The organism is Brevundimonas sp. Root1423, assembly GCF_001426805.1.
In genome coordinates, this window is record NZ_LMFL01000045.1 from 390,631 (window position 1) to 417,470 (window position 26,840).

At 65.8% G+C, this 26,840-nt stretch carries 24 protein-coding genes; 4 read left to right on the forward strand and 20 right to left on the reverse strand.

Going from position 1 to position 26,840, the window contains the following annotated elements:
- The first annotated feature begins 435 nt into the window (after positions 1–435).
- Positions 436–1,551: a hypothetical protein gene (locus tag ASD25_RS30725; protein WP_156389438.1), complete on the forward strand. Its 1,116-nt coding sequence runs from the start codon at positions 436–438 to the stop codon at positions 1,549–1,551.
- Between the two features lie 287 nt (positions 1,552–1,838).
- On the forward strand, positions 1,839–1,991 hold the full coding sequence (locus ASD25_RS30730; protein ID WP_156389439.1) for a hypothetical protein: 153 nt from the start codon (positions 1,839–1,841) through the stop codon (positions 1,989–1,991).
- 228 nt (positions 1,992–2,219) lie between these two features.
- Here the strand turns inward: ASD25_RS30730 and ASD25_RS23565 are convergent, their stop codons facing one another.
- From ASD25_RS23565 to ASD25_RS23575, 3 genes are all read right to left on the reverse strand, one after another.
- Entirely contained in the window at positions 2,220–2,609 is a 390-nt protein-coding gene (locus ASD25_RS23565; protein WP_235562855.1) for a hypothetical protein, read from the reverse strand.
- 14 nt (positions 2,610–2,623) lie between these two features.
- Positions 2,624–3,091: a hypothetical protein gene (locus tag ASD25_RS23570; RefSeq protein ID WP_156389440.1), complete on the reverse strand. Its 468-nt coding sequence runs from the start codon at positions 3,089–3,091 to the stop codon at positions 2,624–2,626.
- A gap of 229 nt (positions 3,092–3,320) precedes the next feature.
- Positions 3,321–9,749 carry a putative Ig domain-containing protein gene (locus ASD25_RS23575; RefSeq protein WP_082572587.1) on the reverse strand — a complete coding sequence of 2,143 codons (6,429 nt, stop codon included), beginning with the start codon at positions 9,747–9,749 and terminating at the stop codon, positions 3,321–3,323.
- Between the two features lie 242 nt (positions 9,750–9,991).
- Between ASD25_RS23575 and ASD25_RS23580 the strand changes: the two genes are divergently transcribed.
- Positions 9,992–11,095: a helix-turn-helix transcriptional regulator gene (locus tag ASD25_RS23580; protein WP_056621004.1), complete on the forward strand. Its 1,104-nt coding sequence runs from the start codon at positions 9,992–9,994 to the stop codon at positions 11,093–11,095.
- Between the two features lie 192 nt (positions 11,096–11,287).
- On the opposite strand, the gene ASD25_RS29765 is transcribed toward ASD25_RS23580, so the two are convergent.
- The 5 genes from ASD25_RS29765 to ASD25_RS23600 all read right to left on the reverse strand — a co-directional run bounded on the left by ASD25_RS29765 (position 11,288) and on the right by ASD25_RS23600 (position 15,577).
- Complete coding sequence (locus ASD25_RS29765; RefSeq protein WP_082572588.1) at positions 11,288–11,668, reverse strand: RidA family protein; 381 nt, start codon at positions 11,666–11,668, stop codon at positions 11,288–11,290.
- A 451-nt stretch (positions 11,669–12,119) separates the two neighbouring features.
- Entirely contained in the window at positions 12,120–13,529 is a 1,410-nt protein-coding gene (locus ASD25_RS23585) for a TolC family protein (RefSeq protein ID WP_082572589.1), read from the reverse strand.
- Between the two features lie 100 nt (positions 13,530–13,629).
- Entirely contained in the window at positions 13,630–14,409 is a 780-nt protein-coding gene (locus ASD25_RS23590) for a hypothetical protein (RefSeq protein ID WP_056621010.1), read from the reverse strand.
- 89 nt (positions 14,410–14,498) lie between these two features.
- A complete protein-coding gene (locus ASD25_RS23595) occupies positions 14,499–15,185 on the reverse strand; it encodes a response regulator transcription factor (protein WP_056621012.1) in 687 nt (228 codons plus the stop codon).
- Positions 15,182–15,577: a LysR family transcriptional regulator gene (locus tag ASD25_RS23600; protein WP_056621015.1), complete on the reverse strand. Its 396-nt coding sequence runs from the start codon at positions 15,575–15,577 to the stop codon at positions 15,182–15,184. Before ASD25_RS23600 ends, ASD25_RS23595 begins: the two co-directional genes overlap by 4 nt.
- A gap of 194 nt (positions 15,578–15,771) precedes the next feature.
- Between ASD25_RS23600 and ASD25_RS23605 the strand changes: the two genes are divergently transcribed.
- Positions 15,772–16,170: a hypothetical protein gene (locus ASD25_RS23605; protein WP_156389441.1), complete on the forward strand. Its 399-nt coding sequence runs from the start codon at positions 15,772–15,774 to the stop codon at positions 16,168–16,170.
- Here the strand turns inward: ASD25_RS23605 and ASD25_RS23610 are convergent.
- The 12 genes from ASD25_RS23610 to ASD25_RS23665 form a co-directional block, all read right to left on the reverse strand.
- The gene (locus ASD25_RS23610) at positions 16,165–17,151 is read right to left on the reverse strand and encodes a hypothetical protein (protein WP_056621021.1); all 987 of its coding nucleotides are present in this window, start codon (positions 17,149–17,151) and stop codon (positions 16,165–16,167) included. The genes ASD25_RS23605 and ASD25_RS23610 overlap by 6 nt on opposite strands.
- Before the next feature lie 2 nt (positions 17,152–17,153).
- Entirely contained in the window at positions 17,154–19,586 is a 2,433-nt protein-coding gene (locus ASD25_RS23615) for a fimbrial biogenesis outer membrane usher protein (RefSeq protein ID WP_056621023.1), read from the reverse strand.
- A 70-nt stretch (positions 19,587–19,656) separates the two neighbouring features.
- Positions 19,657–20,427, reverse strand: a complete 771-nt coding sequence (locus ASD25_RS23620; protein ID WP_200943700.1) for a fimbria/pilus periplasmic chaperone — start codon at positions 20,425–20,427, stop codon at positions 19,657–19,659.
- A gap of 26 nt (positions 20,428–20,453) precedes the next feature.
- Positions 20,454–21,014: a hypothetical protein gene (locus ASD25_RS23625; RefSeq protein WP_056621029.1), complete on the reverse strand. Its 561-nt coding sequence runs from the start codon at positions 21,012–21,014 to the stop codon at positions 20,454–20,456.
- A complete protein-coding gene (locus ASD25_RS23630) occupies positions 21,014–21,595 on the reverse strand; it encodes a hypothetical protein (protein WP_056621032.1) in 582 nt (193 codons plus the stop codon). Before ASD25_RS23630 ends, ASD25_RS23625 begins: the two co-directional genes overlap by 1 nt.
- Before the next feature lie 10 nt (positions 21,596–21,605).
- A complete protein-coding gene (locus ASD25_RS23635) occupies positions 21,606–22,160 on the reverse strand; it encodes a hypothetical protein (RefSeq protein WP_056621035.1) in 555 nt (184 codons plus the stop codon).
- A complete protein-coding gene (locus ASD25_RS23640; protein WP_056621037.1) occupies positions 22,160–22,723 on the reverse strand; it encodes a hypothetical protein in 564 nt (187 codons plus the stop codon). Before ASD25_RS23640 ends, ASD25_RS23635 begins: the two co-directional genes overlap by 1 nt.
- 2 nt (positions 22,724–22,725) lie before the next feature.
- Positions 22,726–23,241 carry a hypothetical protein gene (locus ASD25_RS23645; protein ID WP_056621040.1) on the reverse strand — a complete coding sequence of 172 codons (516 nt, stop codon included), beginning with the start codon at positions 23,239–23,241 and terminating at the stop codon, positions 22,726–22,728.
- Between the two features lie 47 nt (positions 23,242–23,288).
- Complete coding sequence (locus ASD25_RS23650; protein ID WP_056621042.1) at positions 23,289–23,888, reverse strand: hypothetical protein; 600 nt, start codon at positions 23,886–23,888, stop codon at positions 23,289–23,291.
- Between the two features lie 38 nt (positions 23,889–23,926).
- Positions 23,927–24,523, reverse strand: coding sequence for a hypothetical protein (locus tag ASD25_RS23655; protein WP_156389442.1), 597 nt, complete (start codon positions 24,521–24,523; stop codon positions 23,927–23,929).
- Between the two features lie 225 nt (positions 24,524–24,748).
- Entirely contained in the window at positions 24,749–25,423 is a 675-nt protein-coding gene (locus ASD25_RS23660) for a response regulator transcription factor (RefSeq protein ID WP_056621045.1), read from the reverse strand.
- A gap of 3 nt (positions 25,424–25,426) precedes the next feature.
- The gene (locus tag ASD25_RS23665) at positions 25,427–26,818 is read right to left on the reverse strand and encodes an ATP-binding protein (protein ID WP_056621047.1); all 1,392 of its coding nucleotides are present in this window, start codon (positions 26,816–26,818) and stop codon (positions 25,427–25,429) included.
- Positions 26,819–26,840 lie beyond the last annotated feature (22 nt).

Consider the following 26,840-nt stretch of genomic DNA (forward strand, 5'->3'; position numbering starts at 1 on the left):
CCGCTTCCTTGCATCGTGCATGGCGCGACAAATCCCGCCGTCGCCGCGTAGGTCCGCGCCCGTAAAATTGAGAGCTTATGACAGCGGCGAGAGGCAACTCAGGCTTGGATTTTCGTCCAAACTAGTACTATAGAGATCTATAGAAGCCAGACCCGTTGCGGGGGTAAATGCGGGGGTAAATGCCCCACCATCGCATAAATTCTTGTTTCCAATCAGATCGTTACGAACTCTCTGTCCGCCACCATCCCGAGGCTACGGCGCTCTCGCAGCCGAGCGGCCTCGAAGGCCCGGTTTTCTCAAAGAAAAATCAGACCAATCCGGACGGAGCATCCCGCCGGAGACGGCCAAATGGGCTGAACGTTCGCCATCTCGGGACGACAGTCTCCGACGTATTGGTAAGTCTGGAGTTTGGCGTTAATTCTGTCTCTAACCCCAGTGACTGAGCACATCGATGCAGGGGGCTGGGCCGGGATGGTAGAGGTGTTTGGGTTCGTCGAGGAGCAGCCGAGAATCCCCATCCGCCTGTTGAAGCGCGAAGGGCTTCTCGAGGGTGATGGCGGGCGGATGATGCTGCGCACCGCGGGGCTCGATGTCGTCGTCGGCTGCATGGATTCCAGTAACGCTCTGATTGCCTGGAAAGACGAGGATCAAGTTCAGCAGGAGCGCGTCTCGCTCTCCTTCAACTACCTCCGCTTCGGTGAGCGGCCGGTATTCCTGTGCCCGCGAACAGGAGAGAATTGCTATGATCTGTATCTTTGGCGTGGGCGCTGGGCATCGGCGGAAGGCCACGGACTGCTGCACGCGACACGGCACGGTAGCCGACTGGACCGACGTCGGGCGAAGCTTCAGAGCATCAATGCGAGACTTGAGGGGCTGGAGGGTCTGCCAAAGGCGCGCGGGGCCACCCGCGCGCGCCTCGTGGACCGGGCTCTCACAGTCCCCTACGCCACCCACCTTGTAGGGGACCTACAGTCCTCCTGCGCGTCTGAAGACCGCAAACGTCAGAAGGCAGCCGCCCGCCGTTTCCGATCCACCCGCAAGCGGGGGCCGTGTTCTACCGAAGCCGCCGCGGCAGGCGGCGAAGCACAGCCCTACCGGGGCGTCTGTTCAAACGATCCAAGAGGAATGCTGGCGATCATTCGAGGGCACCGGCACCAGGCCCCCGACCGTGCAGCACTGTCTGCACGTCCGCTTCTCAGGCTGGAAGATCGACCCGCGTTGGATGCGCGCGTCGTGAGCAGGACCTGGGCAACTGCGAAATCTACGCTCACCACACTGGTATGGCCGATGAGCATGGAGGGCGCTCGGCAGTTCGTGCTCGCCGCGGACTTCTCCGACCCGTCAGCACCGTCAGTAGGTCTCTGCAGACTGTCGCCAGACGGTCCCGGCTTCCAATCACTCACTGTCGAGGCAGCCGGGCCCTACAAGCCTGGCAACTGGGTATTCGTGTGCCCCGTCTTGGGAACGCGGCACGACATGCTCTTCCTTCGGGATGGGCTTTTCGCTTCGGCCAAGGCCCAGCGATTGGTCCACGCATCACAGCGCCGCTGATCCGTCGAGGTCCCAGTAATCTTCACGGAGCTCAGGAATGAACTTCGCGAACTCCCGCATACGCCGAGCCGCCTCTGCCTCATCCACCTTGTTGCAAGCAGCGCGACTGTGGCCATACCCCCGTTCCGCCCCGAAGCGCTCCAGCCACCAGAAGCACGCTTTGGTGTCGCCCGCCGTCACACGCCGAATGACGGCGCCGAGCGCCTGGTCTGTAATGCCTTCCAGGATGTGGAACTGCGTAAGTCGCAGGTCCGGGTTGGCGCACCAAGCCGATGGAGGAGGAGCAGTTGATCTACGTCACCCACCTCATCCTGCCCAACCGCATCGCCAAATACGTGGAGCAGCTGCTCCTCGACCTGTACGACTTCCCCTACAACAAGCGAGAGAACTACGGCTCAAAACGACTGTGCACCCACCTCGACCAATTCGAGGTGGACTGACGTCTCCATGAATCCGCGGCGCGAGAGAAAGCCAAAGAGCTCAGCCGTCAGAGAACGGGCCGATGGAACTCTCCGGGTCAAACGGACGCCCGATTGCTGCTGCGCGCCAGAAGCGGACATTCGTGCCGCGCCCGGGAGCAGACCTTGGCGGCTGATTGGCTGAGGTCTGCTACGTCCCGCGGACAATCCCTCAAGCTGCCGTTTCACGCCTGCAGCGGCTCTACTGGCTCATTGCTGATACGGATCAGTGGGTGCGGGGATACAGAAGCGCCGCAGCCCGGTCCCGATCCCGCTCGGCACTACGATATCCTTCGAAATGCCCCCGGCCCGCTCGCATTCCTCCCCAGGCGCCAAGTCGTAGTGCACGATTCGCTTTGTGTAGTTTGGACAGACATCCGAGCAGGTGTAGCTCACGATCACAGGCACACCGTGATGCGTTCCGAGCGCCCGCGGCCACCTCGCTTCGTCGCTCATCGGATCGAAGGGTCGCCGGACGAAGTCGATCAGTTTCGCGTCGTTTAAAGGATTGAGCGCCTGTCGGACGCCTAGCTCCGGCCGCGCTGGCGTCACTTCCCCAGGTCGTTGCAGCGCGACCACCAGAGCCAGTACGATCTCCATCATTACACCGTCCCCTACCAGCCGCTCTGATGGCCGGCGTAGGTGAGGCAGGCCGCCGCTTGATGCAGGACCTCGCTTTCGCCGTCGCGGTAAAGGTCCGCAAGGGGTCCCAAGGCTACCGACTGCCGCGACCCCGTGAAGGGCCTCCCGCTCTTGCCGACGCACAGCCAATGCAGAATGCCATCCCTTTCCCAAAACGCCAGAATGACTTCCCCGGTCTGCGCCCCGGCCCGGTCCAGGGCACGCGCCAAGCAGGCTTCGGTCGCCGGCTGCTGCGTCCAGCAACGGCCAAAATCTTCCGTCGGAAGTGTGCTCGGCCGGACCACCAGATATGCAGGCTGAAGCTTGTCGAGGATCGTCCGGGTCGCCATGCGGCCTTCAACCGACACATTATCTCCGGGCAGCTGGATAAGTGTGATTTGCGGCGGCGGCGGAGCGAGCTGCACGATGACAGCCGTCAGAACGGTTGCGAAAAAGGTCATGCCCAACTCCATCGGCGGCTGGATGAGTCCTGGATCAAGGGTCGGTGTCCAATGCAAGGGCGGCAGGTTGTTGAGACCCTGCGGACCTCGCCGACCTCGCGCTGCCTGCAGCCCCTTCGCGCCAACGCCGGACATTCGGGTCGATCCCTGAAGCGGACCCCAATATGGGCGAGTCGGATGCCCCGCCTCCACGAAGAAGCGGTGGCCCGCCTTCGCGGGCCGCCGCTGATCAGAAGAGCTTCATCAGCCTGAGTTTCAGGCCCTGGCTCGAGAGATCCGAACCCAGCTGGCCCTGGTAGTCGGCGCCGAAGGTCCAGCCGGACACCCCTCTCCACTGGAGGCCGAGGCCGAGGCTGACGCTGTCCCGAGCCCAGCGTTCCAGCCCGACGACATAGTCGGGGCTCGCCAGCCAGTCCGCGTAGGAGACGATCTGGTCCTGCGAACCCTCGAACTCGTGCCGCCATTCCATGCGGAGGCTGGGCGCGAGGACGCCGTCGCGACGCTCAAGGGTCCAGTCGAAGCTGGCCCCCAGGGTCGAGGCCAGCATATCCGTCTCCAACGCCTCGTACCGCAGGGCAAAGACGTCGGACCCGGTCTCGGTAAACCCATCCAGCTCAACCGAACCGAAGCTCAACCGGGCGTAGGGCGACCAGCTGAGACTGCGGCGCGTGCGCTCCAGCGCTACCGAGACTGAACCGAAGAGCATCGACCCCGAACGCTCGCCGAACAGATAGTCGCCCTCGTCCGAGGACCAGCGGCGGCTGTTGTATTCAAGCGAGCCGTAGCCGAGCACGCCGTCGAGGACGAGGCCCTCGGCCGCGCGCCAGCTGCCGTAGACGGCGCCGAGATAGCTGTCCGCCTCGGACAGGGTCGCGTTGTCGCCGACCTTGGTCCGATCTTGGCCATAGCCGACGCCCGCACCCAGCACCACGCCGTCAGAAACCGCCGCATCCAACCCGGCGCTCAGGCCGGAGGTGGTGAAACGATAGTCGCGCTGCCCGTCGGCGTCGCGGCGCCCCCAATCGACCGCGCCGGCGGTCCAGACGCCGACGGGGCCGGGCTTGTCCTGGCCGCTGGCAGGCGGGGCTTCAGTAGTGGTCGGCATCGGCGCCAGGGGGGCGGCGCCCAAAACGGGTTCCTCGGTGAACGGCGATGCTTCGTCCGAACGTTGGCCGAGCTGCTGGCGCAAGGCTTCGCGCGGATCGGCGCTCAAGGGGTCGGCGCCGAAGTTGAGGCTGACGCTATTGCTGACGCCGCCTGAACCCCCGCGGCGCACCTGCTCCAGACGACGATGGAAGTTGTCCGTCTGCGCGCGTGTGAAACGACGGGCCGTATCGACCTGCGCCGAGACGAGACCCCGCACCTCCGGGTCCGCCGACGGGTCGGGGCGCGCGTTGACCGTGACGACCAACTGCCCCTGCGTCGCCCCGCCGGCATTCGACAGGGTGTAGGTGACGACCGCGACCCCCGTGAAGTCGCCGCTCGGGGTGAAGGTCAGGTCGTAGGTGCGCGGGCCGGTCGCGCCGCCCTGCTGGATCGTGGCGGATCCGCCCTCCGATACGCTCACCACAGCCGCGCCTGTGAAGGGCCCGCGCGTGGCGGTGTCGGTGAGAGAGACGGTTACCGGGCGGCCGGCGAGCGTCGCGGCCGTCAGCGGCGTCAGCTCCGGCGTTGTCTCGACGGCGTTGACCGCGATGGCGCCAGGCTGGGACTGGCCGAAGGGTAGCACCACGACGTACTCGATAGACGATCGCCCCACCGCGCTTGGAGAGGCGGCGGAGGCGGCGCGCAGGCGCGTGGGCGCCGTGGCGTCGCGGGTGTACACAATCGTCAGACCGACGACCTCGGCCGATCCGATCTCCGGCTGTTTGATGATCACCAGACCTTGGAACGGGCCGCCGACCAGGCCGGCTGTCGGTTCGAAGGTGAGCGTCTCGCCATCGGTGGATGTCCCCTCCAGATCCGGAGCCTTGCCCCGGACGCGGAAGGTGAACTGCGCCGGCGCGGAGTCGCCGCCGGGACCCTCGGCGACGAGAGTGACGTGGTCTTCACCCATGAAATTGGGAGCCGGCGTGTAGGCCAGGCGCCAGCCCGTCGTTCCCCCTGCGGGCGGAACAAGGGAAACCGACCCGCCCGAAGGCGCGTCTTCGACCCGGAAGTCTGTAACCACGCCCGAACTGATCGCCGAGAGATCGACCGAGGTCGTCCCGGGCCCCTCCGTCGGTTCGACGACGACCGGAGCTGGCGCGTCCACCACCGGCGGGGGCGGCGTGGCGACCGTCAGGCCGACGGCGGCCGGCGACGAGGTTCCGCCAGGACCGGTCGCGGTATAGGTGAAGCTGTCCGCGCCGTAGTAGTCGGACGCCGGCGTGTAGGTGATCACATCGCCCGCGATGCTGGCCGTCCCATGCAGCGGGGCCGTCGCTACCGCGATCGACGAATGGACTCCGCTGATCGAAGGCGACAGATCGATGGCCATGCCCGCGCTGCCGTAGGCGACAGCGATGCCAGAGCGATCCGAGACGGTCGGGGCCGTCGGCGCGGCGACGGTCAGCGACACCGTAGCCGGAGCCGAGGTTCCGCCCGGGCCGGTCGCCGTCCAGGTGAAGCTGTCGGCCCCATAGTAGGTCGCCGCCGGCATGTAGGTGACCACGTCGCCGGCCACCATGACCGTCCCGTGCGCCGGGGCCGTTCCGATGGCGATCGAGGTATGGACGCCGCTGATGGACGCCGCCAGATCGATCGCGGTTCCGGCGCTGCCATAGGCCACGGCCACGCCCGTGCGATTCGAGACCGTCGGCGCGCCCGGAGCCTCCACCGTCAGGCCGACCGTAGCCGGAGCCGAGGTTCCGCCCGGGCCCGTGGCGACATAGGTGAAGCTGTCGGCCCCGAAATAGCCGGCGGCGGGGGTGTAGGTGACCACGTCGCCCGCCGCCGTGACCGTTCCGTGCGCCGGAGCGGCGACGATGGTGATCGAAGTATGGGCGCCGCCGGTCAGCGCGGCGGACAGATCGATGGCGGTCCCTGCACTGTTGTACGGGATGCTCACCCCCGGCACGTCCGCCGCAACCGGCGGATTCGCGGCGACGGCGAAGCTCTGCTGCACCTGGGCCGCGGCGGTCCAGTTGGAATCGCCGGGCTGGTTCGCGTTGATGACGCAGGTTCCGGGGCTGGTGAAGGTCACCGTTGCGCCCGCGATTGCGCAGCCCGTGCTGGCTCCATCGAGCGTGAAGACGGGAACCAGCCCCGAACTCGCCGTCGCCTCGACCGTGTAGGCCGGGCCGGCGACAACGGCGGATGGCGCGGTCGAGGTGAAGCCGAGGGTCTGGGAGCCCTTGCCGATGGTGACCGTGGTCACCGGGGTGTCGGCCGTGAAGGGCGTCGACTGACCGTCGCTGGCGCGGACGATGTAGCTGAAGGCGCCCGCCACGGTCGGCGTGCCAGAAACCACGCCCGTCGCCGCGTCCAGCGTGGTGCCGGGTGGGAACGCGCCCGCCGCCAGGGCGTAGCTGTAGGGCGCCAGGCCGCCCGAGGCGGTATTGGCTTGGCTATAGCTCGCTCCGACCGTGGTTCCCGCCGCCGCGCCCGCCGCGACGGTCAGGTTGGCCGGGGTGACGGTGAAGCTGCGTGAGATCGAGGGAGCAGCCGCCCAGGTCGAGTCTCCCGCCTGTTCGGCGCGGATGGTACAGGTCCCTGTCTGCAGCAAATTCAGGGTGACGCCCGAGACCGAACAGACAGCGGTCGTGTCCGAGAAGAAGGTGACGGTCAGGCCCGAGTCCGTCGTCGCGGACAGCGTCAAGGGCGAGGCCGAAAGGGAGGCGTCCGGTAGGGCGTTGAAGGTGATCGCTTGGGCGCCGAGCCCAATGGTGACGGCATAGGCGCGGGAGGCCATGAACGGCGCCCCTGCCCCGGTCGAACTGTCCGTGGCTGTCAGAGTGAAGTTGAAGGTTCCGGTCGTCGTCGGCGTGCCGCTGATCGTCCCGTTGGCGCTGTCCAAGGTCAGGCCCGGCGGCAAGGCGCCCGCCGTGTGCGAATAGCCGTAGGGCGTGGTGCCACCCGATGCCGTTACGGTCGTCGAATAGCCGGCGCCTACCGAGCCATTGGGCAAGGCCACAGGCGCCAGCGCCACTGCCGGCGCACTGACAGTAAAGTTGTAGTTACTGCCGACTCCGTAGGGAGACCCAGGCCCGCCGGTGGTGTCGCGGGCTATGACGGTGAAGTTGAACGTCCCGGCCGCCGTAGGCGTGCCCGAAAGAAGGCCGTTGGACGCCAAGGTCATCCCGGGAGGCAGCGTTCCGAACGACCGGACATAGGTATACGGCGCCGTGCCACCGCCGGCGGCGAAGGACCCCGCATAGGCCTGCCCCACCGTGGCCGGCAGGGTCGGCGGCGTCAGGGTGAAGTTGGGCGAACCCGTGATGACCGTGAAGCTGCGGCTGCCGCTGTAGGGCGCGCTGGTTCCGGTGGAGCTATCGGTAGCGGTGATGGTGAAGGTGTAGGAGTCCGACGAGGTGGCCGTGCCGGTCAGGGCGCCCGTCGAGGACAGGGTCCAGCCCGGCGGCAGGGCGCCCGCAGTGACCGCGAAGCTATAGGGACCGGTTCCCCCGGAGGCAGTCAGTGTCTGGCTGTAGGCCGTGCCCGCGGCGCCGTTCGGCAGGTTTGTCGGGGCCACGACCACGACCGCCGGAGCGACCGTCAGCACGTAGCCCCGGCTGCCGGTGAACGGCGCGCCGGCTCCGGTCGAGCTGTCGGTGGCGGTGGCGGTGAAATTGAACGTCCCGCCGGCCGTCGGCGTGCCAGTGATCGTCCCTGTCGCAGAGAGACTGAGGCCCGCCGGCAGAGATCCAGCCGTGATGGTGTAGGCATACCCCGCCGTGCCCCCGCTGGAGGTGATGGCGGCGTTGTAGGCGACGCCGACCGTGGCACCCGTCAGGCTCGGGCTGAGCGTGATGGTCGGCGCGCCGATGGTGACCGAATAGGCTTGGCTGCCGGTGTAGGGTGCGCCCGGCCCCGCCGTGGCGTCCGCCGCAGTGACGGTGAAGTTGAAGGTTCCCGCCCCCGTCGGCGTGCCGGAGAACGAGCCGTTGGCGGCCAGCGTCACCCCCGTGGGCAGAGCCCCGGCGGTGACCGCGTAGCTATAGGCGCCCGTGCCTCCGCTGGCGGCGACGGTCGGCGTATAGGCGGTCCCGATCGTTCCGTTCGCCAAGGTCGGGCTTAGCGCGATGACGGGCGGACTGACGGTGACGGAATAGGCGTTCGCCACCGTGTACGGCCCGCCGCTGCCGGCGGTGGAACTGTCCGTCGCGGTGATCGTGAAATTGAACGTGCCGACGGCGGTCGGCGTCCCCGACAGCGTCCCGCCTGTCAGCGTGAGTCCCGGCGGCAAGGCGCCGGCGGTGAGGCTGTAGTTGTAGGGCGCCGTGGCCGCGCCGGCCGTGAAGCTCTGCGAATAGGCCGCCCCGGCGGTGGCGCCCGGCAGGGCGCCCGACGCGGGCGACAGGCTGACCGTCGGCGCCGCGATCACGAGCGTCACGGTGCCGCTCGCGGCTGTGTAGGGCCCTGCCCCTGTCGAACTGTCCGTGACGTTGACGGTGAAGTTGAACGTCCCGCTGGCGCTTGGCGTGCCGGTGATCGTGCAATTGGAATTGATCGAAACGCCGGCCGGCAGGGCGCCAGAGGCGACCGAGGCGGCGCAACTATACGGCGCCTTGCCATCGCTGACGTTGATCTGGACGCCGGACAACGCCGCGCCGCGCGTGCCCGAGCCTGTCACCCAGGTCGACAGAGTTGGGTTGCCGATAGTGACGGTTGTCGTCGCCGGCGATGAGGTGCCATAGGCGTTGGTCGCGGTCCAGGTGAAGCTGTCGTTGCCACCGCGGAAGCCGACCGGCGGCGCATAGGTCGCCTGCCCGGCGTTGTTTACGCTGACTGAACCGCCTTGGGCGGTTGTAGCGCTGCCGACGGCGTAGGAGGTCGGATTGCCGGTGGTAGAGAATGACAGGTTCAGATTGGTCGTCTGGTTCGAACCTTCGTTGTAGGCGACGACCGAGCCATAGGTGAAGCTGGTGGCCACGGGCGGGCCCAGCACCTGCAGCGGCGACGACGTCGTCGCCGTCACGCCGGTATAAGTCACGCCGCCCGCCACGGCGGAGACGATGCCGCCGGTAAAGCTATAAGAACCGGTGGTCGAGGCCGTTACCGTCAGCGACAGATTGCACATCCCATCCGCTGGGAGAGTGGCTCCGCTCAATGAGATACGTCGGGTGCCCGCGTTGTAGCTCGGCGTTCCGCCGCAGGTCGAAGTAGGGTTGGAGCCCGTCAGACCGACCGGAAGCTGCGCGCTCGTGATCGTCAGCCCGGTCATGGCGACGGAACTGTTGTTGTTGAAGATGTTCATTCCCAACTGCGTCGATTGACCGACGGTCACAGTGCTCGGCGAGAACCAGGCATTGTACCAGGGCGCCTGCGTCTGGGCGGCGGCGGGCCCCGCCCAGCCGAGCGCCATCACCATGAGACAGACGATCGCCGAACCCGCGCCAGCGCGCCGTTGCACCCCCGGCAGCGCCGGATAGCCGCGTTCCAACCTCGCCGGAATGCCCATGAGCGAACTGTTCAGGTCCCGCAAAAGCGCCCGCACGCGATTGATCGACATACTCATCCCCCGCTCCGGGCACACCCGGATCCCATTGCCGCCCTACCGATCAGGCGGTCTGAACGCGCGGAATTCCCCCTCGGAGAGATCCGTCGAGTTCCGCGCCACGTTCACCTATCCGCAACCTGTTTTTGCCGCATCTACAATATTGTAGAGAGGGAGGCAGCGCGGGTGCGTCGGGGAGGACGAGCCTGCCGGGGAGGATTCATGATGCAAGTGTCGTGCATCTGCGGCGCTCCGGAGCGCCCTTGACCGAGGACGACGTTGCCCAGGTCGTGGCCAGCTTTCAGGCGGCGGGCCTGGGGGAAAACTCGTGGCTTTCCGCCTTGGATGATCTCGCGCGGGTCACGGGCTCGAAGGGCGGCGAACTCATCGGCCTCGGGGCCCAGGCGGCAGTTCCGTTTAACTGGATGACGGGCGTGGCGCCTGAAGCACCCGCGGAATTCGTCGCGGCGGGCGGCGGCGATCCCCGGGTCAACTCCCGCGTCCGCATTGGCATGGCGGCGCCTGAACTGGCGGTGCTGGACGAAAGCGCCTTCACCAGTGCGGAAGACGCGGTCCGCCATCCGGAATACGGGGCGTGGCTGCGCCGTCACGACCTCGGCTTCATCTGCCTGTCGCCGCTTCTGCGCCAGGACAGCTTGCTGGTGGGCCTGGCTCTTATGCGAGGCGAGGCCCAGGGCAATGTGACGACCGAGCAGCGCCGGGCGTTCGAGGTCGTTGCCCCCCATGTTCGCGCCGCCGTGCGGACGCAGATGGCATTCGACAGTCGGGCGCTGGGCTTGGCGTCTGACCTGTTGGACGCCCTGTCCAGCGCGCTGTTCGTTTGTGATCCGCAGGGGCGCGTTCTGTCGCTTTCGCCCGCGGCCGAAGCCATTGCCGTGTCCGGCAGCCCCCTGAGTATGGCGCGGGGGGTCCTGGCCGCATCCCGCGAGGCCGAAACCGCCCTCCTCCGCGCGGCGATCGCGCAGGCGGCGGCCAGTTGCGGATCGATCCGGGTGCCTCCTCGCCCGGTGGTGGTTCGGGACGGCGACGGTCAGCGCCCGGTGCTGGTCGAGGTCTGCGCCGCCCCAGGCGAATACGCCTTGCGCTTCGGGTCCGCCGCATTGGTCATCGTGCGCAGTCCAGCCCCTGATGATGCGCGCCTCGCCGAAGCCGCGCGAGCCCTGTTCCGCCTCACACCGGCCGAAGCCCACGTCGCCGCCAAGCTCGCCGCCGGACTGGGCCCACAGGCGATCGCCGAGGCCACCGGCGTCGCCGTCGGCACTGTTCGGACTCATGTGCGCCGCATCTTCGAGAAATCCGGCGTACGCACCCAGGTCGAATTAGTGGCTTTTCTGGCGCGACTCTGACTTGCCGGCACAAGCGCAGAGGAAACATGCAGCGCCTTCGACCGACCCGGCTTTGGCCCTGGTCACGCCGCTCCCGACGGGAACTCGAACGGGACCAAAGCGCCAGCAGCGGACATTGGCCTGCCGCCAGACTGATGACATTCGCTGCGAATGGATCGCTGGCGCGTGAATCTATGGGACGCACCCCGGGGCTCATGCCTCGGCGATCATAGCTATCGACACCCTCAGGCCGGGGATGCGGGCAGGCAGCTTGGCTCCCTGGCGCGCCGGCGGGTTGGTTGGAAACCACTTCAGCCATTCTTCGTTGACGCTTGCAAAGTCGCTCTCTTCGGAAAGGATTACGGTGGCGCTTAGCGCCTTATCGAGCCCTGACCCGGCCGCCTCAAGAATGGCTCGGATGTTTCGCAAACACTGCGCTGTTTGCTCGGCCGCTCCCCCTTCCACAAAACGGCCAGTGGCTGGATCGGTAGGGGCCGTGCCGGAGACGAACACCAGACCAGCGGCTTTAACTGCCTGGCTATAGGTGGGTGGCGGTTCCGGCGCCTCGGGCGTGTAAACTATCTCGCGCGGCATTCTTCACCCTTCAAGTCAGCAGATAACGGCTCACTGCAATGCGAGCCGTCAAGTCTGACGCTGAGCCAAGATGAGAGATTAGCTCGCTTTTAGAGCCGCTCTGCGCCAAGAGCGGACTTTGACCTTTGGCTGGGAAGCGGACGTTGGGGCGGATCTAAACCAGCCATAGGATTCGCGTCACATGCATTGGGCAATCAATGCTCACTGCCCGCTCCGACCCGTGCCGGCCTCCGTGGCGTCACGAGCGGACGCCGGAAGGCGTGGACATTCAGCCGGCTTGATCAGCGGGCCGCTCAGCTCCCACGGAAAACCTAAAGCAGGCTCTTGGGATCGCTCATCGGCGATCCGAGACCGCTGCTTGGAGCGTCCCTCATTGCACAGGACCTGTTGGAGTTCCGCCATTCGAGACTCGCATCGTGAGAGCCATTGGCGGTCCTGCGAGGCCCGTCGGTCAACTTATAGGTTCGAGGCCATCACTCCCGACAGCTCGCTGAAGGCGGTAGTAGCTCGTATAAAAATCAGTGAGCGCATCATTGCGACTGACGACAGCGGATCTCCAGTTCTGTCGCGCGTTGGTGACCTGTGCCACCAGACTCGGAGCATCGACGGCCGGCGCATTCAGGAGGAGTTCCTCGACCCGCCTGAGACCCAGCAGCGCCTGATCCGCGTCCGGAAGACTGCTCAGGCGCTGACGGGCGCGTATGAGGCTGATCATCACCTGATTGATTTCATTGGCCGCGCGCTCGATGCCTTCCTGACGATCCGCCACGGCCTGCTCGGCCTGGATTTCGGTGATCCGGCGCTGCTGCTGCAGGAAGCCGCCGTCATAGTAGGCGAGCGGAATCGTCGCACTGACGATGACCCCGCCGCTGGTGGTGCGGCCCTGCTGATCGTCATTGAAAAGCGGGGTCTCGGCGTTCAGGCGCTGCGAGCCGTAGGCCGTAAGCCGGAGGCTGGGTCGACGCGAGTCGCCGGCCTGAATCGCCSCCAGCCGGGCCTGACGCAGCCGGATGTCGGCCTGCTTCAGATCGATCCGATTCTGATCGGCGAGATCCAGCAGCGTTTCCGTGGCCGGAATCGGCGGCGGCGGTGGCAGCGTCGTCGTCAGAACAAGCGTGACTTCCCGACCCAGCCTGAGCAGTTGCAGAAGGCTAGATACCGCGAGGTCGCGGGATGTGCTGGTGCTGGCCAGCGACTGCAGGGCGTTGGCGCGTTCCGTCTGCAGAAACGGCACGACCGAGGGTTGCCGCGAGCGCGCATCGCCGATCAATTCGTCGAGCAGATCGAGATAGACCTGATCTGCATTGACCTGCTCCTGCGCCCGCAGCGCCGCCACATAGCTGGTCCGCACCTCGGTCGAGACATCGATTTCAGCCTGCCGCTGATCCAGCGTGATCAGGTCGTGCGAAAACTCGGATTGTTCGACCTGCCGCCTCGTCACGCCGGAAATATCGATCGGCAGGGAGGCCGAGGCGTAGGCATCGACGTAGAACTGGGGCTCGGCGCGGTTGAACTGGAGCGCCGTGCCCTCGAACTCATAATAGGACTGGTTCTGACTGGCGTTAATCGACAGATCGAAGCGCGGCCGGAGGTTGGCGCGAACGCCGCGAACGCGCGCTTCGGCGATATCCTCGTTCCGATTGCTTCGCTGCATCCGGAAGTTTTGTTGCAGGGCGCGCGAGACTGCGTCGTCGATGCCCAGAGCAAGGCTTGGCGGGCGCGCCATAACATCCGCGCTGTCCGGTGATGAGGTTTGCTGCGCCTGCGCACTGCTGAAAAAAACCGGCGGTTCGGCGTAGCCCGCCGGGAGCCCGGTCGTCGCCGGCGACGCGACCGCAACAAACGCCAAAAACAGATACATACGTCCCCCCCGGGACTCACTCTCGTTACTCAATCGAACATCCCCGACAGCTATCTGCGATAGCCGTCGGGGACGCCGATGACGGGATGTTCAGACCGGGCTAGATCGAGCCGTCCGAGTTTTCGGGGTCGGTCTCGGTGACGGTCGGCGGCAGGCTGAAGCCGCTCGCGCCGCCCGTGCTGTGATCGGCCTGGGCGTTGATGGGCGGCAGGCCGGGCACCGAGTTGGTGTGGACGAAGGCCGTGCCGAGCGACAGGTAACGCTCGGTCGAGCAAACGCCACCGTAGCCGTTCTGGGCGCGCCATTCGCCGCGCTTGCTTCCCGGCGAGATGCAGATCGCGCCCTCGGTGAAATAGTCCGTCGTCACGTTGGGCGCGCTGACGCTTTCATACTCGGTGCGCGTGACATTGGTGACGACGAAGAACAGGCCGGTCACCTGCAGGCCCGGAGGCGTGGTGATGTTGCCGTTCGGCTGGGTGCGCGTAACCAGGCAGCCATAGTTGTTGGTGGTGTCCTGGGCGTAGACGACCGTTTGCGAGAGCGAACCGCCGGAATAGGTGGCCGTGCTCTTGAACTCGCCATGGATGTTCGGGCTGCCGCCGTTGCGGCCTTCGCTGCCCGGGACGAACTGCGCGGGCGTCGTGCCCAGCAGGACGCCGCCCGGAGTGCTGGCCGTGGTGGTCCGGCTTTGCTCGTACTCAGGGCCGGTCGACGCGATAATGGCGGTCGGCACGCTGGTGTAGGTCGAGTTGGGATTGGGGTTGACGATGTTGATCGCGGAGCAGGTCGCGACGGGATCAGACTGGGCGCTGGCCGACGTTGCGACGGCGCAGACAGAGATCGCGGCAAGAAGAGCGGATGCGAGAATTTGGTGTTTCATTTGAAGGCCCCTAAACAGATGCCACCGTTATATGACCGCTCGAAAATGGCCGACAGTTACTCGTCGTGGCATTCGTCATATAACTTTAGTTACATCCGGGCTGGCGGCTCGATTTGACGATCAGGATCTGTCCCCGACTTGGCTTCGTCTGACAGTGAACTATCCCGCATCAACATCGCCAGTTCGACGCGATTGTCGATGTTGAGCTTGGTGAACATCCGGTTGAGCGTCACCTTCACCGTGCCTTCGACAATACCCAGTTCCTCGCCGATTTCGCGGTTCCGGAGCCCCCGCGTCACAAGGTAGGCGACGGCCCGCTCGCGCAGCGTAAGGCCACTGTTTCGCATCGGCTTCGTTTCGCCGGCGCGGGCGATGGAGAAGGCGCGTTGCATCAGCGACCTCTCGATCCATTGCCGTCCTTGACTGACTTCTTTCAGACAGGACATCAACAGGAGGTGCTCGCCCTCCTTGGGAACCAACCCCTGTACCTTCAGATCCAGGGCCTCCAGCATTTCCGCATCGGTGATGCCAGCGGTCAGCAGAACAACGCAGCGGCCATCGTCCCTCGACCGCAGGGATCTCACCACCTCGATTCCCGAGCGAAGCGGAAGCGCGGCGTCGAGAACCACAATGTCCGGCTGTCGAGATTTGACGGCCGCCATGGCGGCGATGCCATCACGGACCTTGCCCACGATTTCGAAGTCGCTGCCGCGCAACAGCGCTTCAATTCCCAGAATCACGAGCGGGTGACTGTCCGCGATCAGGACCCTGGTCATGATCCGGCGCTCATCGTCGCGCCGTGCGGCTCCACGCCGGCAGAGCGACGTGCTTCTAAACATGCGGGCTCCGCCGCGTCGCCAAACCCGACGGCGACATCCTTCATCACCCGCTCCAGAACGCCGATGGCATTGCGGCTGCCGGCGAACAGGACCTTTCCCGGCTCGGTGAGGCGCATTTTCCCACTCGTTCTTTCGAAGAGAACGACACCCAGATCATCTTCCAGCTCGAAAACCCGTCTCGACAGGGTGGATTTGGATCTGCCGGTCGCCCGGCTCGCCGCCCCCAGGCCGCCGGACCGGACAATCAGGCCAAAGTCGTAGAGCGCATCAAGACGCATCCCGCCCTCCCCGCATGGGCCATCCGACGCATTGCCGTGCTCGCGCGTCATGGGTTCTCGAGCACGCCGCCCCCCCGCTGGGCGACCAGAGCTTCAGGATCTGCGCAGCGCCGGGAGAGTTACTAATCATAAAGGATAACCGATGAGAGAGCGTTCACTCTGTCTCGTGACGAAATGTTCGGGCCTTTCGCAGAAGATGTACTCAACAAGAGGAACTCGTCATGCGAATAGCTGTAGCAATCTCTGTGTCGGCCCTTCTCTCGCTTTGCTCCACATCTGCGTTCAGCGGTGGCGCAGTTGGTGTATCCGATGAATATACTTTGGCTATTCGCGGCTATGTTCCGGTAATCTGCCGGGCATCTGTCGAAGCCAACAATGTCGTCCCCGTCCGGGGCCAGGCGTCGCTCGGCCGGCTGCGGGAGTTCTGCAACAGCCCGAACGGCTATGAAGTCTGGCTGGATCACACACCCGGCCTGGCGGGCGCGGCGATGGTCGTCGACGGCGAGCGGGTCGAGTTTTCCCCCGGCTCGGCGACGCTGCTGAGCAAATCCACGCACGCCGCCGTCGCCAGCCGGAATCTCGCAATGGAGATGCCGCGGGACGGAATGGCTGGGCATATGAGCATCCGCGTCGTCGCCCTATAGGGCGGGACAGTTCTGGGCGGCTCCCGCGACGACCAGAGGCGTCACGGTCACGCTCAGGGTGTCTGAATAGTTTGGCGCGGGGATTTTCGCGGCGCCGCCTTCCTGCAGCCTGACGCTGAGGGGAAGGTTGACGCCCGAGATCCCCGCCCGGACACATTGCGTCGTACCGAACGAGGGCGACGCCGGCGACCGGGTCTGTCCGAGGAAGGTCGCCTGATACGCCACGGTGCTGGCGCCCGGTGCGGTCAGCACGTAGTTGTTCGCCGACGCCAGGGCGACGCTGTACGGACCCGAACTGGCGACACGGACATTGCCCGAACGGGTATAGGTCGCCGGAGCGCCCTGCACGGTCGGCGTGTCGATCGTTCCGACTTCACCAAAGTTGAGGGCCGGCCCCGAATAGCTCGCCTGCAGCGCGCTCAGCACCGTCACGTTCAGGGAGAACGCGTTCGGGATCGTCTGGGCCGTCGTCACGTTCGACAGACCGCCCGTCCCCTTGCAGACGTAGCGGATGTCGAAGGGGATGGTCCCGCCGGCCGAAAGGTCGGCCCCGGCCGGGACGGTGACCGTGAAGTTCACCGTCAGCGTGTCCGGCGCCGCGGCGCCGCCGAAGTTGACATAGACGAGGCCCGCCGCCTGGCTGGCGTTGTTCACGTTCAGGCTCGGAGCGCCAGCGTAGGTCGGCGCTTCGTAGAGGACGTTCGATCCGTTGTAGAGGATCTGGTAGGCGGGCGACCCCGCAGGCTTGGTGAAGTAGAAATTCACGTCCTGCGTTTTCTTGCCGCCCGTGCCTACGACGCGAGTCAGGGTGACGGAGGTGGTCACGCTGCTGATCGCGCTGGGGCTGAACGGATCGTAGTTGCCGATGGAGACTGAGTTGGTCCCGGTGACTCCGCAATTCTGGGCGGCGGCCTGTCCCGCGAAGAGCGCAGCAGCCAGCGCCAGAACGCCGCCGATAAAGCCGGATCGGATACGTGTCATCTCTACTCTCCCGCCACGGGGCGCAGGCCCTCAAGGCGGAGGACGCCGTCGGCATCCTCCGGTACGTCAATCAGGTAGGTCGCCGGGTTTTCACCGGTCATCTGCAGCTGCCAGCGGCCGGGCCGGAGCCCGACGAGGCTGAACCGCCCCACCCTGTTGGTGAAGATCACCGTCGGCTCGCTTTCGGCCGTCGCACCCAACTCGGTCAGCACGCCCGAGACCAGGCTCAGCGGCGCCCCGGTCTCGTCGAGCAGAGAACCCACGGCGCTGATGTTGTAGGCCGAGCCGACCTCGAGCAGATATCCACCGCGATACGGCGGGAAGACCCGGAACGAGCCCTGCCCCAGATCCGCGCCCATCGGCGCCTCGGGCGCATCGATGGTGATGGTCTGCTCGCTGTAGGCCGGCAGGTTGGGGGCGATCGCCGAACCGAACCGTCCGGTTTCCGCCAGATAGGAGTCCGGGGTCGGCTCGAGAATGACCGACGCGCCCTTGAGCGACTTGTGCGGCCGGACCAGCGCGAAGGCGTCGGTAATCGGCCTGCCGACCGAGACGGCGCCGTCGGCGATGGCCAGGGCGGCGCCAAGCCTTAGCGAGCTTCGCTCGTCGAGCGCCGAACCGAACATGTCTTCATAGGCGCCGAAGTGCGAGAAGCCGACCTCGGCCCGGTTGCCGATCCAGTTGCCCGAGGCGTTCAGGCCGCTTCCGCTGTCGGAGCGTTCCATATCGAAGGCGCCGCTGAAGGCATTGACGCCTTGGCCCCGGATGGTCTGGACGCCGACGCGCGCACGATTGTCGCGGGTGTCGTACTCGGCCCGGCCGCTGCTGAACTGGCCGAAGCGGACGTTGAGGGAAACAAGGCCCGACATGGACGAGCCGGTTGGCCCGTCTTCGTAGATGATGTCCGTGGTCAGGCTGGTCGACGGCGTCAGTCTCCAGCCGACAGTGCCTCGCGCTGTCGTATAGGACGGCAGGATGTCCCGCCCCTTGGAGAAGCGGACATCGAAGCCGGCGTAGACCTCGTCGCTGAACGCGTGGGTGTAGGCGGCGCCGGTCTCGTATTCGAACGGGTTGTTCGGAAGCACGCCGGCCGCCGCAAAGCTTTCCGACCGATGCTCGAAGAACATGTTGAAGGCGTCGGCCTGACCGTTCTCCCGCTGGATGACACGCTGGAAGGTCACGGTCGCGGCGGTTCCGAGGTCGGCATAGTCAGAATCCGAAACGCCGAACTGAAGCCCCACCGTACCCAGCGAGGTGCCGATCACCGCTTCGCCGCCCAGCATTCCCGAGCGCTCGTCCAGCTGGAAGTTGGCCCCCAGCGTCAGGCTGTCAGAGACACCGGCGCGATAGAAGCCGGTTGCGATCAGGTCGTCGGAGTAATCCGGGCCCGACACGTCGAGGCTGGATTTCACGCCGGCGTAGAAGCCGAATTCCGACAGGCCCTGCGCCAGTTGAGTCTGGTCGAAGAAGACGTTGAACCGTACGACTTCGGTTCGGCCCGCATCGTCTGTTATGGCGAGGCGCACATCGTTTGCGCCCTGGATGAACGGGAAATCGCTCAGGTCGTAGTTGCCGGGATTCAGCTGGAGGCGGCGAACGATCTGGCCGTTGATATAGACCTCGACCGTCGACGGCCGTTCCAGGGAGAAGCTTCTCGCGCCGCGAGGACGCGAGACGAGTTGCGGCTGCAACTGGCTGTAGGTGCGCAGAAGCGACAGGCCTGCGACGTTAGGAGACCCTTGGTAGCCGCGCACGACCGGACGCAGATCGCCGGCCGACCATCTGACGAGGTTGACCGTGTCGTCCCAGACCAGCCGCGTGTCCTGCCGCTGGAACTCGGTCTGGGCTCCGCCCGGCGACCAGATCCCCTGGCTCTCGAGCACGACCCCGCCCATGCGGGCGGCGAAGTCGAGGAACAGCAGAGGATCAACGAAGCCGTCGTTCACGCCCTCGTGGATGTATTCGAGGTTGGTCCTCGCGTTCAGATAGGCGGAGAAGCCGGCCGGCGTCGCGAAGTCACCGACCGTGTTGCGATCGAGGTTGGCGATGGAAACGCCCTGGGCAGCCCGGAACTCGGACGGGATCTGGAAGACGAGTTCCAGAACCTGCGGATTATAGACCGCGGAAATGCCCACGCGCTCGAGATCGGCCGGGGTGATCGAGGCCCGACCGGCGAATGACGCTCTCAGCGTCTCAAGCTGCACCGGCGCCAGGATGTTGGCCAGAAGGTCCAGAGTCCGGTCCGTGGCGAATGAAATTTCGTCGCGAGCCGAGATGTTGAGGATCAGGTCGCCGAGATACAGCGGCCCGTCCTTTGCCGGGACGGTCAGGGTGACGTCACGCCCGGTGGCGTTGAGCTGGACAGTCTGAGGATCAGCTTCGCCGATGGTGATGCTGCGCGGCGGCGTCTGGGGAATGACCCCGGCCTGCGCCATGCACAGCGTCGGAACGGTTGCAAAAACGCCCGCGGCCCCGGCCATCAGCCAGGCCCGTGCCGGGCGGGCCCTACCTCTGGGGCTCAGGTGTGAACTGCGCTTCAACGCGGACCCCCCCCTCAGGAAGTTCTAGCGGCATGACGATCCGGCGGGTTTGTTCCGCGCCGATGAGACCGAAGCCGATGGTTTGCTGGAGTTCCGGTCCCGGGATGGTCCGCCTCCAGACCTCCCGACCGGCAGTGTCGCGCGCGATCAGGCGCAGACGTCCCTTGGACACGTAGCCATGAGCCACGGAGCTGTTGCTGAACGTCACGGCGGGGAAGGACTTGCCGTCCTCGGACACGACATCCGAGCTGACGACGCGGATATCGGGACGCGCGCCGGCGGGCGCCACGCTCACCAGAACCTGGAAATTGTACAGGATCTGGATCGCAGACTCGCCTTCCGGCAACTGCACCGGCAGCTGCGCCACGGTGACGTAGTAGTGCTTGCTGCGCGCAAGCGCCGGATCGCCGACGTACTGGACGCGGAAAGACTGGGTCTGACCGGGCTGGATCAGGCTTTGCGGCGGGAAGACAAGGAGATCCCCCGCATCCACTCCCGTGCCTTTGACCCCGCCGTCGGCCCAGGCAAGATCTTCAACCCTCAGTTCCACCGGAAGGGGATTGGCGAAGGTGTTCTCGACCGTGATCACGCTGCTGCTGCCGCGGCCGCTTGCCGCGAGATCGACGACCACCGGCTGGACGGTCATCGCCCATGCGATCGACGCAGCCAGAACGACCATCAGGGCAAGCCCGAATACAAGAAGGCGCGCGACAGGCGCGCCGAGAACGCGACGCACGGCCGCGCCTTCGAAATACTGAGGCATTAGCTGGCCACCCGAAGCTCGATAACGACCTGATCCGAATAGGCGCCCGCGACGAGCGGGTCCCCTCCGGCCGGTATGGTGATGTTGAGTTGGACGCTGCCGGCCGCAGGGCCGGGGCGATTGATGGTGACGCCGGACGAGGTGCTCGACTGGGTCGATGCGGAGCCATCCCAGCTGACCGCCATGTCATAGGGGACCTGGTTCCGGAAACCGGGGGCGAGCGGCGCAACGGCGCCCTCACGGACCAGTCCACCCCGCGAGGTTCGCACGATGACCGCATGGCCCGCGTTGCAGACGACCGGCAAGGCCACGCTGATGGTTGTCGGAAGCACCTGCGCCGTCAGAGGGTCGACCAGTTGGACGATCCGCACCTGGCCGCTTCCGCCGCCAGCCGAAAAGGCGGCGTTCTGGCCGCTGGCCGCCGGGCTGCCGGTAATCACGCAGGCGTTCGGAGCTTCACCGGAGATCACCGTCTGGCTGCGGCCTTCCTGGGCGGTCTGGGCGGACGCGGCCGAAGCGAAGCTTCCGACCAGCGCTAGAATGAGGACAGAGGTTCTCATCACTGCGGCTCCAGCGTCACGGTAAGGATGTCGGAGTAGGCGCCGGCCAGCAGCGGGGCGTTGGCGTAGAGGTTCGATGCGCCCGGCTCGATGACCACCAGAAGGGTGAGGTCGCCGACGACCGGCTTGTCGATCAGGGTCGACCGTTGCCTCGGACCGCGAGACAGGGCGTCGACATCCAGCCGGTCGCGCACGTCGCCCCATTCGACATCGACCCGATAGGGCACGGCGCTTGTAAAGCCTGCGCCGCCGTTGACCGCGCCGCCCTGGGCGCGCCACAGGCCGTTGTTGCGGGACTGCACCGTCAGGCGATGCGGAACGGTGCAGACCGCCGTGAGGTTCAGCTCTGCGGTGGCCGCCGTGGTGGCCAGCGACTGGGGATTGACCAGGGATACGATCCGGATGCTCGAGCCGTCGAAGGCCTGAACATTCGAGACGCGATCGCCGAGGGTCGGGCTTTCGATGTTGCACACCTGGGGCGCCGATCCGACGACGTCGAACCCGCGGGACTGGGCTGACGCCTGTCCGGTGGAGACGGCCAGGACGAACCCGGCGATTGTCAGACTTGCGACCCGGTTCACGACATCGCTCCTAGTTGGCGGCCGCGAGCGTCACGGTGACGGTGCCGCGGTATTCCGGATCGGCGACAAGCCGCAGGGGCCCGCCCGCCGGAGCGAAGTTCGACAGCGAGACAACGATGTCTCCTGCGAAGGCCGTATCGCGGAGCTGGTTGGCTCCGGGGTTGGTTCCGGTCCCGGTGCTGGTGGCCGCAGCCGTCGGCGTCCACCCGCTGGCTGTGGCCGTGAAGTTCACAGCGTTGGTGAAGCCGGCCGGAGGCGTCGCCCCGGACGATTGCGCCGTCATCCGCGTGGCGGCGATCGCGATCGTGCTGCGGGTGTTGCAGAACGAGCCCGACAGGGTCTTTGCCGGCACCGACAGGGTGTTCAGCAGGAACCCCGTGCTCGTGTCGACCAGAACGCCGACCCCGAAAACGTTGCTGCCGCCGCTGATGGCGCCAGCGGTGCATACCGACGGCACATTGCCTGTAATCGGAAGCGGACCGGCGACTGCGGTCGTGCTTTGCGCAAACGCCGGCGCGCCGAACGAGGAGGCGACGGCAAGTGCAATAAACAGCGAACGCGTCATCACAGGCCTCCCACCGGTCCGAGCGTGATCGTGATCTGGCCGGCGTAGGCGCCGGACGTCAGAAGCGCATCGCTGGGAACGGAGAAACTATTCAGGCTCAGCGTCAGATCTCCGAGACGCGGAGTGGGTTGAACGCCGCCCGCAGCCGAGGCGGTTGGCGAGCCCCCGTTGGCCGTGGCCGAGGTGGCGACGGTGGTCGGGGCGCTGGCCCAGCCCGCGACGCCGGCCACATAGTTGACCGCCCGGGAGAAGCCGGGCTGTACGGCAGAGCCATCCGTGTTGATCACGGCCGTAGCCGAAACGCTGACGCTGGAGCCGGCGAAGTTGCAGAACGAGTTCGGCAGCGAGACGGACTGCGCGGGGATGGCTGCAAGCCGCCCCACACGCACGCCGCTCGTGTTGATCAGCTGACCGAGCGCGATCGACGCCTGGCTCGGCGCGCCGAGCGAACAGACCTGGGCGACGGTGCCCGTGATCGGAACGTCTGCGTCGTCAGAACTCTGGGCCATGGCCGGCGCCGCGAACGCGGCGGCGACCAGGGCGAAGGCGGCGATCGCTTTCATGATCAGGCCGCCGGAGCCAGGGTGACGACGACGTTGCCGGTGTACGAGCCGGCGATCAGCTTGCCGCCGTTGGTGCCCGAGGCCGACAGGGCGACGGTGATGTTGTTGCTGAACAGACCAACAGTCGCGGCGGGAGCGGCGGCGGCGACGGTGCTGTCCGTGACGGAAACCGAGCCGCCGGCAGCCGGGGCCACCGAAGCGGTCGCCGTGTACTGAATGGCGTCGGTGAAGCCGGGTTGAACGGCCGGTCCGCCCTGCAGGGTAATCGCCGTAGCGACGACGCTGATGGTCGAGGCGGCGCCGTTGCACCAGGCGTTCAGAGTGGCGGACTTGCCGTCGGCAGCGAGATTGTAGAGGCCGTCGGCGTCAGCCAACTCGTTCAGCGTGATGGTGGCCGAGGAGGCGATCACGCATTTGGCGGCGACCGAGCCGTTGATGTTGACGGTGCCGTCCTGGGCGAAAGCCGCGGCCGGCAGAAGCAGGGCCATGGCGGTCCCGGCGAGGAGATACTTGGTCATTGGTTTAGTCCTGAGATGAAGTGGAAACTTGACGGTTGTGGAAATGATCAGGTCGGAGACACGGTGATGATGATCCGGCCCTGGTAGGGGCCCGCGACCATGATCGCGCCGGTCGGCGTGGCGAAGCCGTAGGCCGAAGCCCGCAGATTGGCCGTGCTGTTGGCGAGGAAGTTGGAAGGTCCGGCCGAGGCCGTCGTCGCTCCGGCGACCGAAGAGCTGTCGTCGAGATTGAGCGTGCTGGTTCCGGCGGCCGGAGAAACCAGATCGAGCGAAACCCGGCCTGTGAACTCCGCGGCGCGGGTGTAACCGGCGGGCGCGGTCGCCACAGTGGTGTTGCCCAGCGTCTGCGCCTCGATCGAGACGCCGAAGTTCGAACCTGTGCAGGTCAGGCTGTACGACCGGCTGAAGGCCGGCGCGACCGCCGAACTCCCCGAGAGAGCGGTTTCCAGCAAGCCGTTGGCGTTGGCCAGTTCGCCAAGGCCGACGGTCTCCCCGAAGGTGGAGCCGTTGCCCGGCGTCGTGCCGCAGCGGGCGCTGACCGAGCCGTTGATGACGATTGTCCCGGTCGTGGACTGGGCGGCGGCGGGAACGGCTGACGCGGCGAGCAGGAGCCCGGAAGCGGCGGCCACGGCAAACAGACGTTGCATGGGCGATCTCTCCATTGAGACAGGCGACGGGAGCAGGGTCACAGCGAGGCTCCCAGGGTGACGATGAGGGTGTCGGTGTAGGCGGTGGAGGCCATCGGGACGGCTCCGCCAGCAAAGGCCGGGGCCGAGACGCGGATCCGTGAGCCGCCCTGGGCGACCGAGGCGCTGCCCAGTCGCAGACCGGTGGTCAGGCTGGCTGTGCCGCGGAATGAGCAGGGAGCGGCCGAGGCGGTCGTCAGGGACTCTGCCAGGCAGACCGCCGACGCAATGTCGCCGTTGGTGGCCGCCATCGTGACATCAACGCTGTAGGGCAGCGTCAGTGTATAGCCCGCGGGCGCCTGGCCCGCAGCGACGAGGCCGCCGTTCTGTGAAACCACCGCGATGCGCGACGGTCCGCTGCAGTTCAGCGTGAAGGCCGTGTCGCGAAGGAAGCCCTGATCGGCGTCCGCTACGGCGTGGACGGCGTTGGGCGCGGCGTTGGTCTCAAATCCACACGAACCGCCGATCGACGCAGTGACGGGAATGGCCAGCACGATGTTGTTCGGCGACCCCTGCCCCGCCGCAAATGCGGTGGTCTGGGCCTCGGCGGTTCCTGCGATCGCGCAGATCGACAGGCCGGCCAGAAGCCAATGCACGCGCTTGTTGTCCCCCACGTCGAAAGTCCCCCGAAAAATCTTGCAGGGGATCTCTATTCGCGCCGGGAGCCTGGCGTCTTTAATGCTTTCTTAATAATTTACACAATCTTCAGTATTAACTCTCATTTAGGTTTAACAGGGGGCCAACATGGTTATTTCGGGCGCGCGAAATCCCCTGACGCGAGAGTTTCCGTCCCGTCAGCGCATCTGTTAACTTGTGGAGGTCTAGTTTTCGAGTTGACCGTTCAAACTGTTGGTCAGCCGATAACCTATCCCGCGCTCGGACATTATGAAGTTCGGCCTCTCAAAATCGGGCTCGATCTTCTGGCGTAACTGGGAAATGAGCACCCGGAGCGCAGCAGCATCCTTGCCAGGCCCCTCCCAGACTTCGGCAATGAGCCGTTCATAGGTGACGGGGCGGTCGTACATATGAAGGAGCGCGCGGTAGAGCCGCGCCTCGAGCTTTGAGAGATGGATACGCTCCCGGCCGAGATACAGGCACCGGGCTTCACTATCGAACTGAAGCGGGAAGGTCCCGTTGTCGGGGGCCGCCACAGGCCGGACAACGGCCTTCATGCGCGCCAGCAGCTCTCCGACACGGAACGGTTTGCGTATGAAGTCACGCGCGCCGAGGTCGAGCAACTCCACGACATCAGCCTCTTCACCCAGGGCGGACAGCACGATCACCGGCGGGAGCCGGTGACCGGGATGGAGCAGGGAGCGGCCGTCACCGTCGGGGAGATGAAGGTCCAGCAGAACCAGATCGTAACGGGCTCCGACCAGGGCCCGCCGCGCGCCGGCCAGATCGCCGGCCCAGTTGACCTCCATGCCCGCCGCCGTGAGTGATGTCGCAATGACATCCGCCAATGGAGCCTCGTCCTCGACCAGTAGAACACGCATAGGTCAGGCTACTCCGATTGCGTGGACGGGAAACTGGGCGGTGACACGCAACCCGCCCCCCGGCCGATTGGCGGCGTCGACGGCGCCGCCCATTGCATTTATGTTGAACCGCGCAACGGTCAGACCGATCCCGTAGCCGTTCCGGCCCTTGCCCGGGCCGGCCTGAAAATACTGATCGAATATGCGGTCCAGATCGGCCTTCGGCACACCGGGTCCCCGGTCGTCGACAACGACATGGATTTTGTCTCCGACCCGACGCGCCCGCACCTTGACCGTCTCGTCCACGGGACTGTGCTTCACCGCGTTTTCGATGATGTTCGCAAAAGCCTGTGAGAAAAGGGCCTCCCTGACGGAAAGGCGGCACTTGGTTCCCGCGACCTCGACCTGCGCTCTCAGCAGGGGTGAGTTGAAGCGGTCAGCGAGGATCTGCAGCTGGGCGACGACCTCGAGCGGCTCGGTTTCGCGGGCCTCGGCATTGTCGTTGCGCATTGCGCCAAGAAGTTGATTTACAAACCGGTCGAGCCGCTCGGCCTCGTCTCTCGCTGAAGAGATCAGGCGCAGGCGGGTGCTCGAACTGAGCTGGTCATCGAGGTCGATCAACGACGACGTGGCGGCGATGATGGTCGCCAGCGGGCTGCGGAAATCATGGGATACCGACGCTAGAAGCAGTGTGCGGACGCGTTCCGTCTTCAGCCGATCAGCCAGATCGCGGCTTCGGATCACGCCAATCAGAACCGCGAGCCGATCAGCGAGGAGTTCCACAAAGCTGTCGAAATCCTTCGCGCCTGAACACCAGGAGAGAACCCCGACGACTTCCCCATCCGTAACCACTTCCCGCGTCAGCCGGCCGACCCTCGCGACTTCTGAGGCCGCAGGCGGCGCCTTTGGCGACCAAAGTTCGAACGCGAGAGATGGAAGGACCTCCCGGACCGTCTTCTCGACATTGGTCAGAAGCGACTCCTCGACCACGGCCGCGTCGCCCATTCGCTCTACAAGCAGCAGCGTCTTGAGAATATCCGCCCTCCGGGTGGCGGACTTTCGCGCGGTCCTCAACCGGGCGGTGAGCATTCCCGTCAGCACAGCCGCCGCGACGAACAACGCCATGTTGTAGAGTTCGTCATCCGTCGGGAACTGGAAACCGGTGCGGTTGCCGACAAGAAAATAATTATAGGACAGCGTACCGACCAGCGCCGCGAAGAGGCCTCCGGTCAGCCCGCGCGCCGCTCCCGACAACATCACCGCCGTGAGGAACAGAACGCCGACCCGGGGCGTGGCGAGAAAGACCGACAGGCCCGACGCCATGAGAGTCGCGATCGTCAGAATGACCAGCGGCACCAAAAGGTCGAGCGCCAGTCGTTCGCTTGAAGCAAGCGAGACCCGGAAGGGAAGCCGCATTAACTCACCCGGCTTTCAACCT

What these genes read in the sequence shown, in the direction of transcription:
- ASD25_RS23645 (WP_056621040.1), bottom strand. Translation starts at nt 23,241, where the DNA reads ATGACCAAGTATCTCCTCGCCGGGACCGCCATGGCCCTGCTTCTGCCG.
- ASD25_RS23610 (WP_056621021.1), bottom strand. Translation starts at nt 17,151, where the DNA reads ATGACACGTATCCGATCCGGCTTTATCGGCGGCGTTCTGGCGCTGGCT.
- ASD25_RS23590 (WP_056621010.1), bottom strand. Translation starts at nt 14,409, where the DNA reads ATGAAACACCAAATTCTCGCATCCGCTCTTCTTGCCGCGATCTCTGTC.
- ASD25_RS23660 (WP_056621045.1), bottom strand. Translation starts at nt 25,423, where the DNA reads ATGCGTGTTCTACTGGTCGAGGACGAGGCTCCATTGGCGGATGTCATT.
- ASD25_RS23650 (WP_056621042.1), bottom strand. Translation starts at nt 23,888, where the DNA reads ATGCAACGTCTGTTTGCCGTGGCCGCCGCTTCCGGGCTCCTGCTCGCC.
- ASD25_RS23640 (WP_056621037.1), bottom strand. Translation starts at nt 22,723, where the DNA reads ATGAAAGCGATCGCCGCCTTCGCCCTGGTCGCCGCCGCGTTCGCGGCG.
- ASD25_RS23595 (WP_056621012.1), bottom strand. Translation starts at nt 15,185, where the DNA reads ATGACCAGGGTCCTGATCGCGGACAGTCACCCGCTCGTGATTCTGGGA.
- ASD25_RS23575 (WP_082572587.1), bottom strand. Translation starts at nt 9,749, where the DNA reads ATGAGTATGTCGATCAATCGCGTGCGGGCGCTTTTGCGGGACCTGAAC.
- ASD25_RS23565 (WP_235562855.1), bottom strand. Translation starts at nt 2,609, where the DNA reads ATGGAGATCGTACTGGCTCTGGTGGTCGCGCTGCAACGACCTGGGGAA.
- ASD25_RS23665 (WP_056621047.1), bottom strand. Translation starts at nt 26,818, where the DNA reads ATGCGGCTTCCCTTCCGGGTCTCGCTTGCTTCAAGCGAACGACTGGCG.
- ASD25_RS29765 (WP_082572588.1), bottom strand. Translation starts at nt 11,668, where the DNA reads ATGCCGCGCGAGATAGTTTACACGCCCGAGGCGCCGGAACCGCCACCC.
- ASD25_RS23635 (WP_056621035.1), bottom strand. Translation starts at nt 22,160, where the DNA reads ATGACGCGTTCGCTGTTTATTGCACTTGCCGTCGCCTCCTCGTTCGGC.
- ASD25_RS23625 (WP_056621029.1), bottom strand. Translation starts at nt 21,014, where the DNA reads ATGAGAACCTCTGTCCTCATTCTAGCGCTGGTCGGAAGCTTCGCTTCG.
- ASD25_RS23570 (WP_156389440.1), bottom strand. Translation starts at nt 3,091, where the DNA reads ATGACCTTTTTCGCAACCGTTCTGACGGCTGTCATCGTGCAGCTCGCT.
- ASD25_RS23615 (WP_056621023.1), bottom strand. Translation starts at nt 19,586, where the DNA reads ATGGCGCAGGCCGGGGTCATTCCCCAGACGCCGCCGCGCAGCATCACC.
- ASD25_RS23600 (WP_056621015.1), bottom strand. Translation starts at nt 15,577, where the DNA reads ATGACGCGCGAGCACGGCAATGCGTCGGATGGCCCATGCGGGGAGGGC.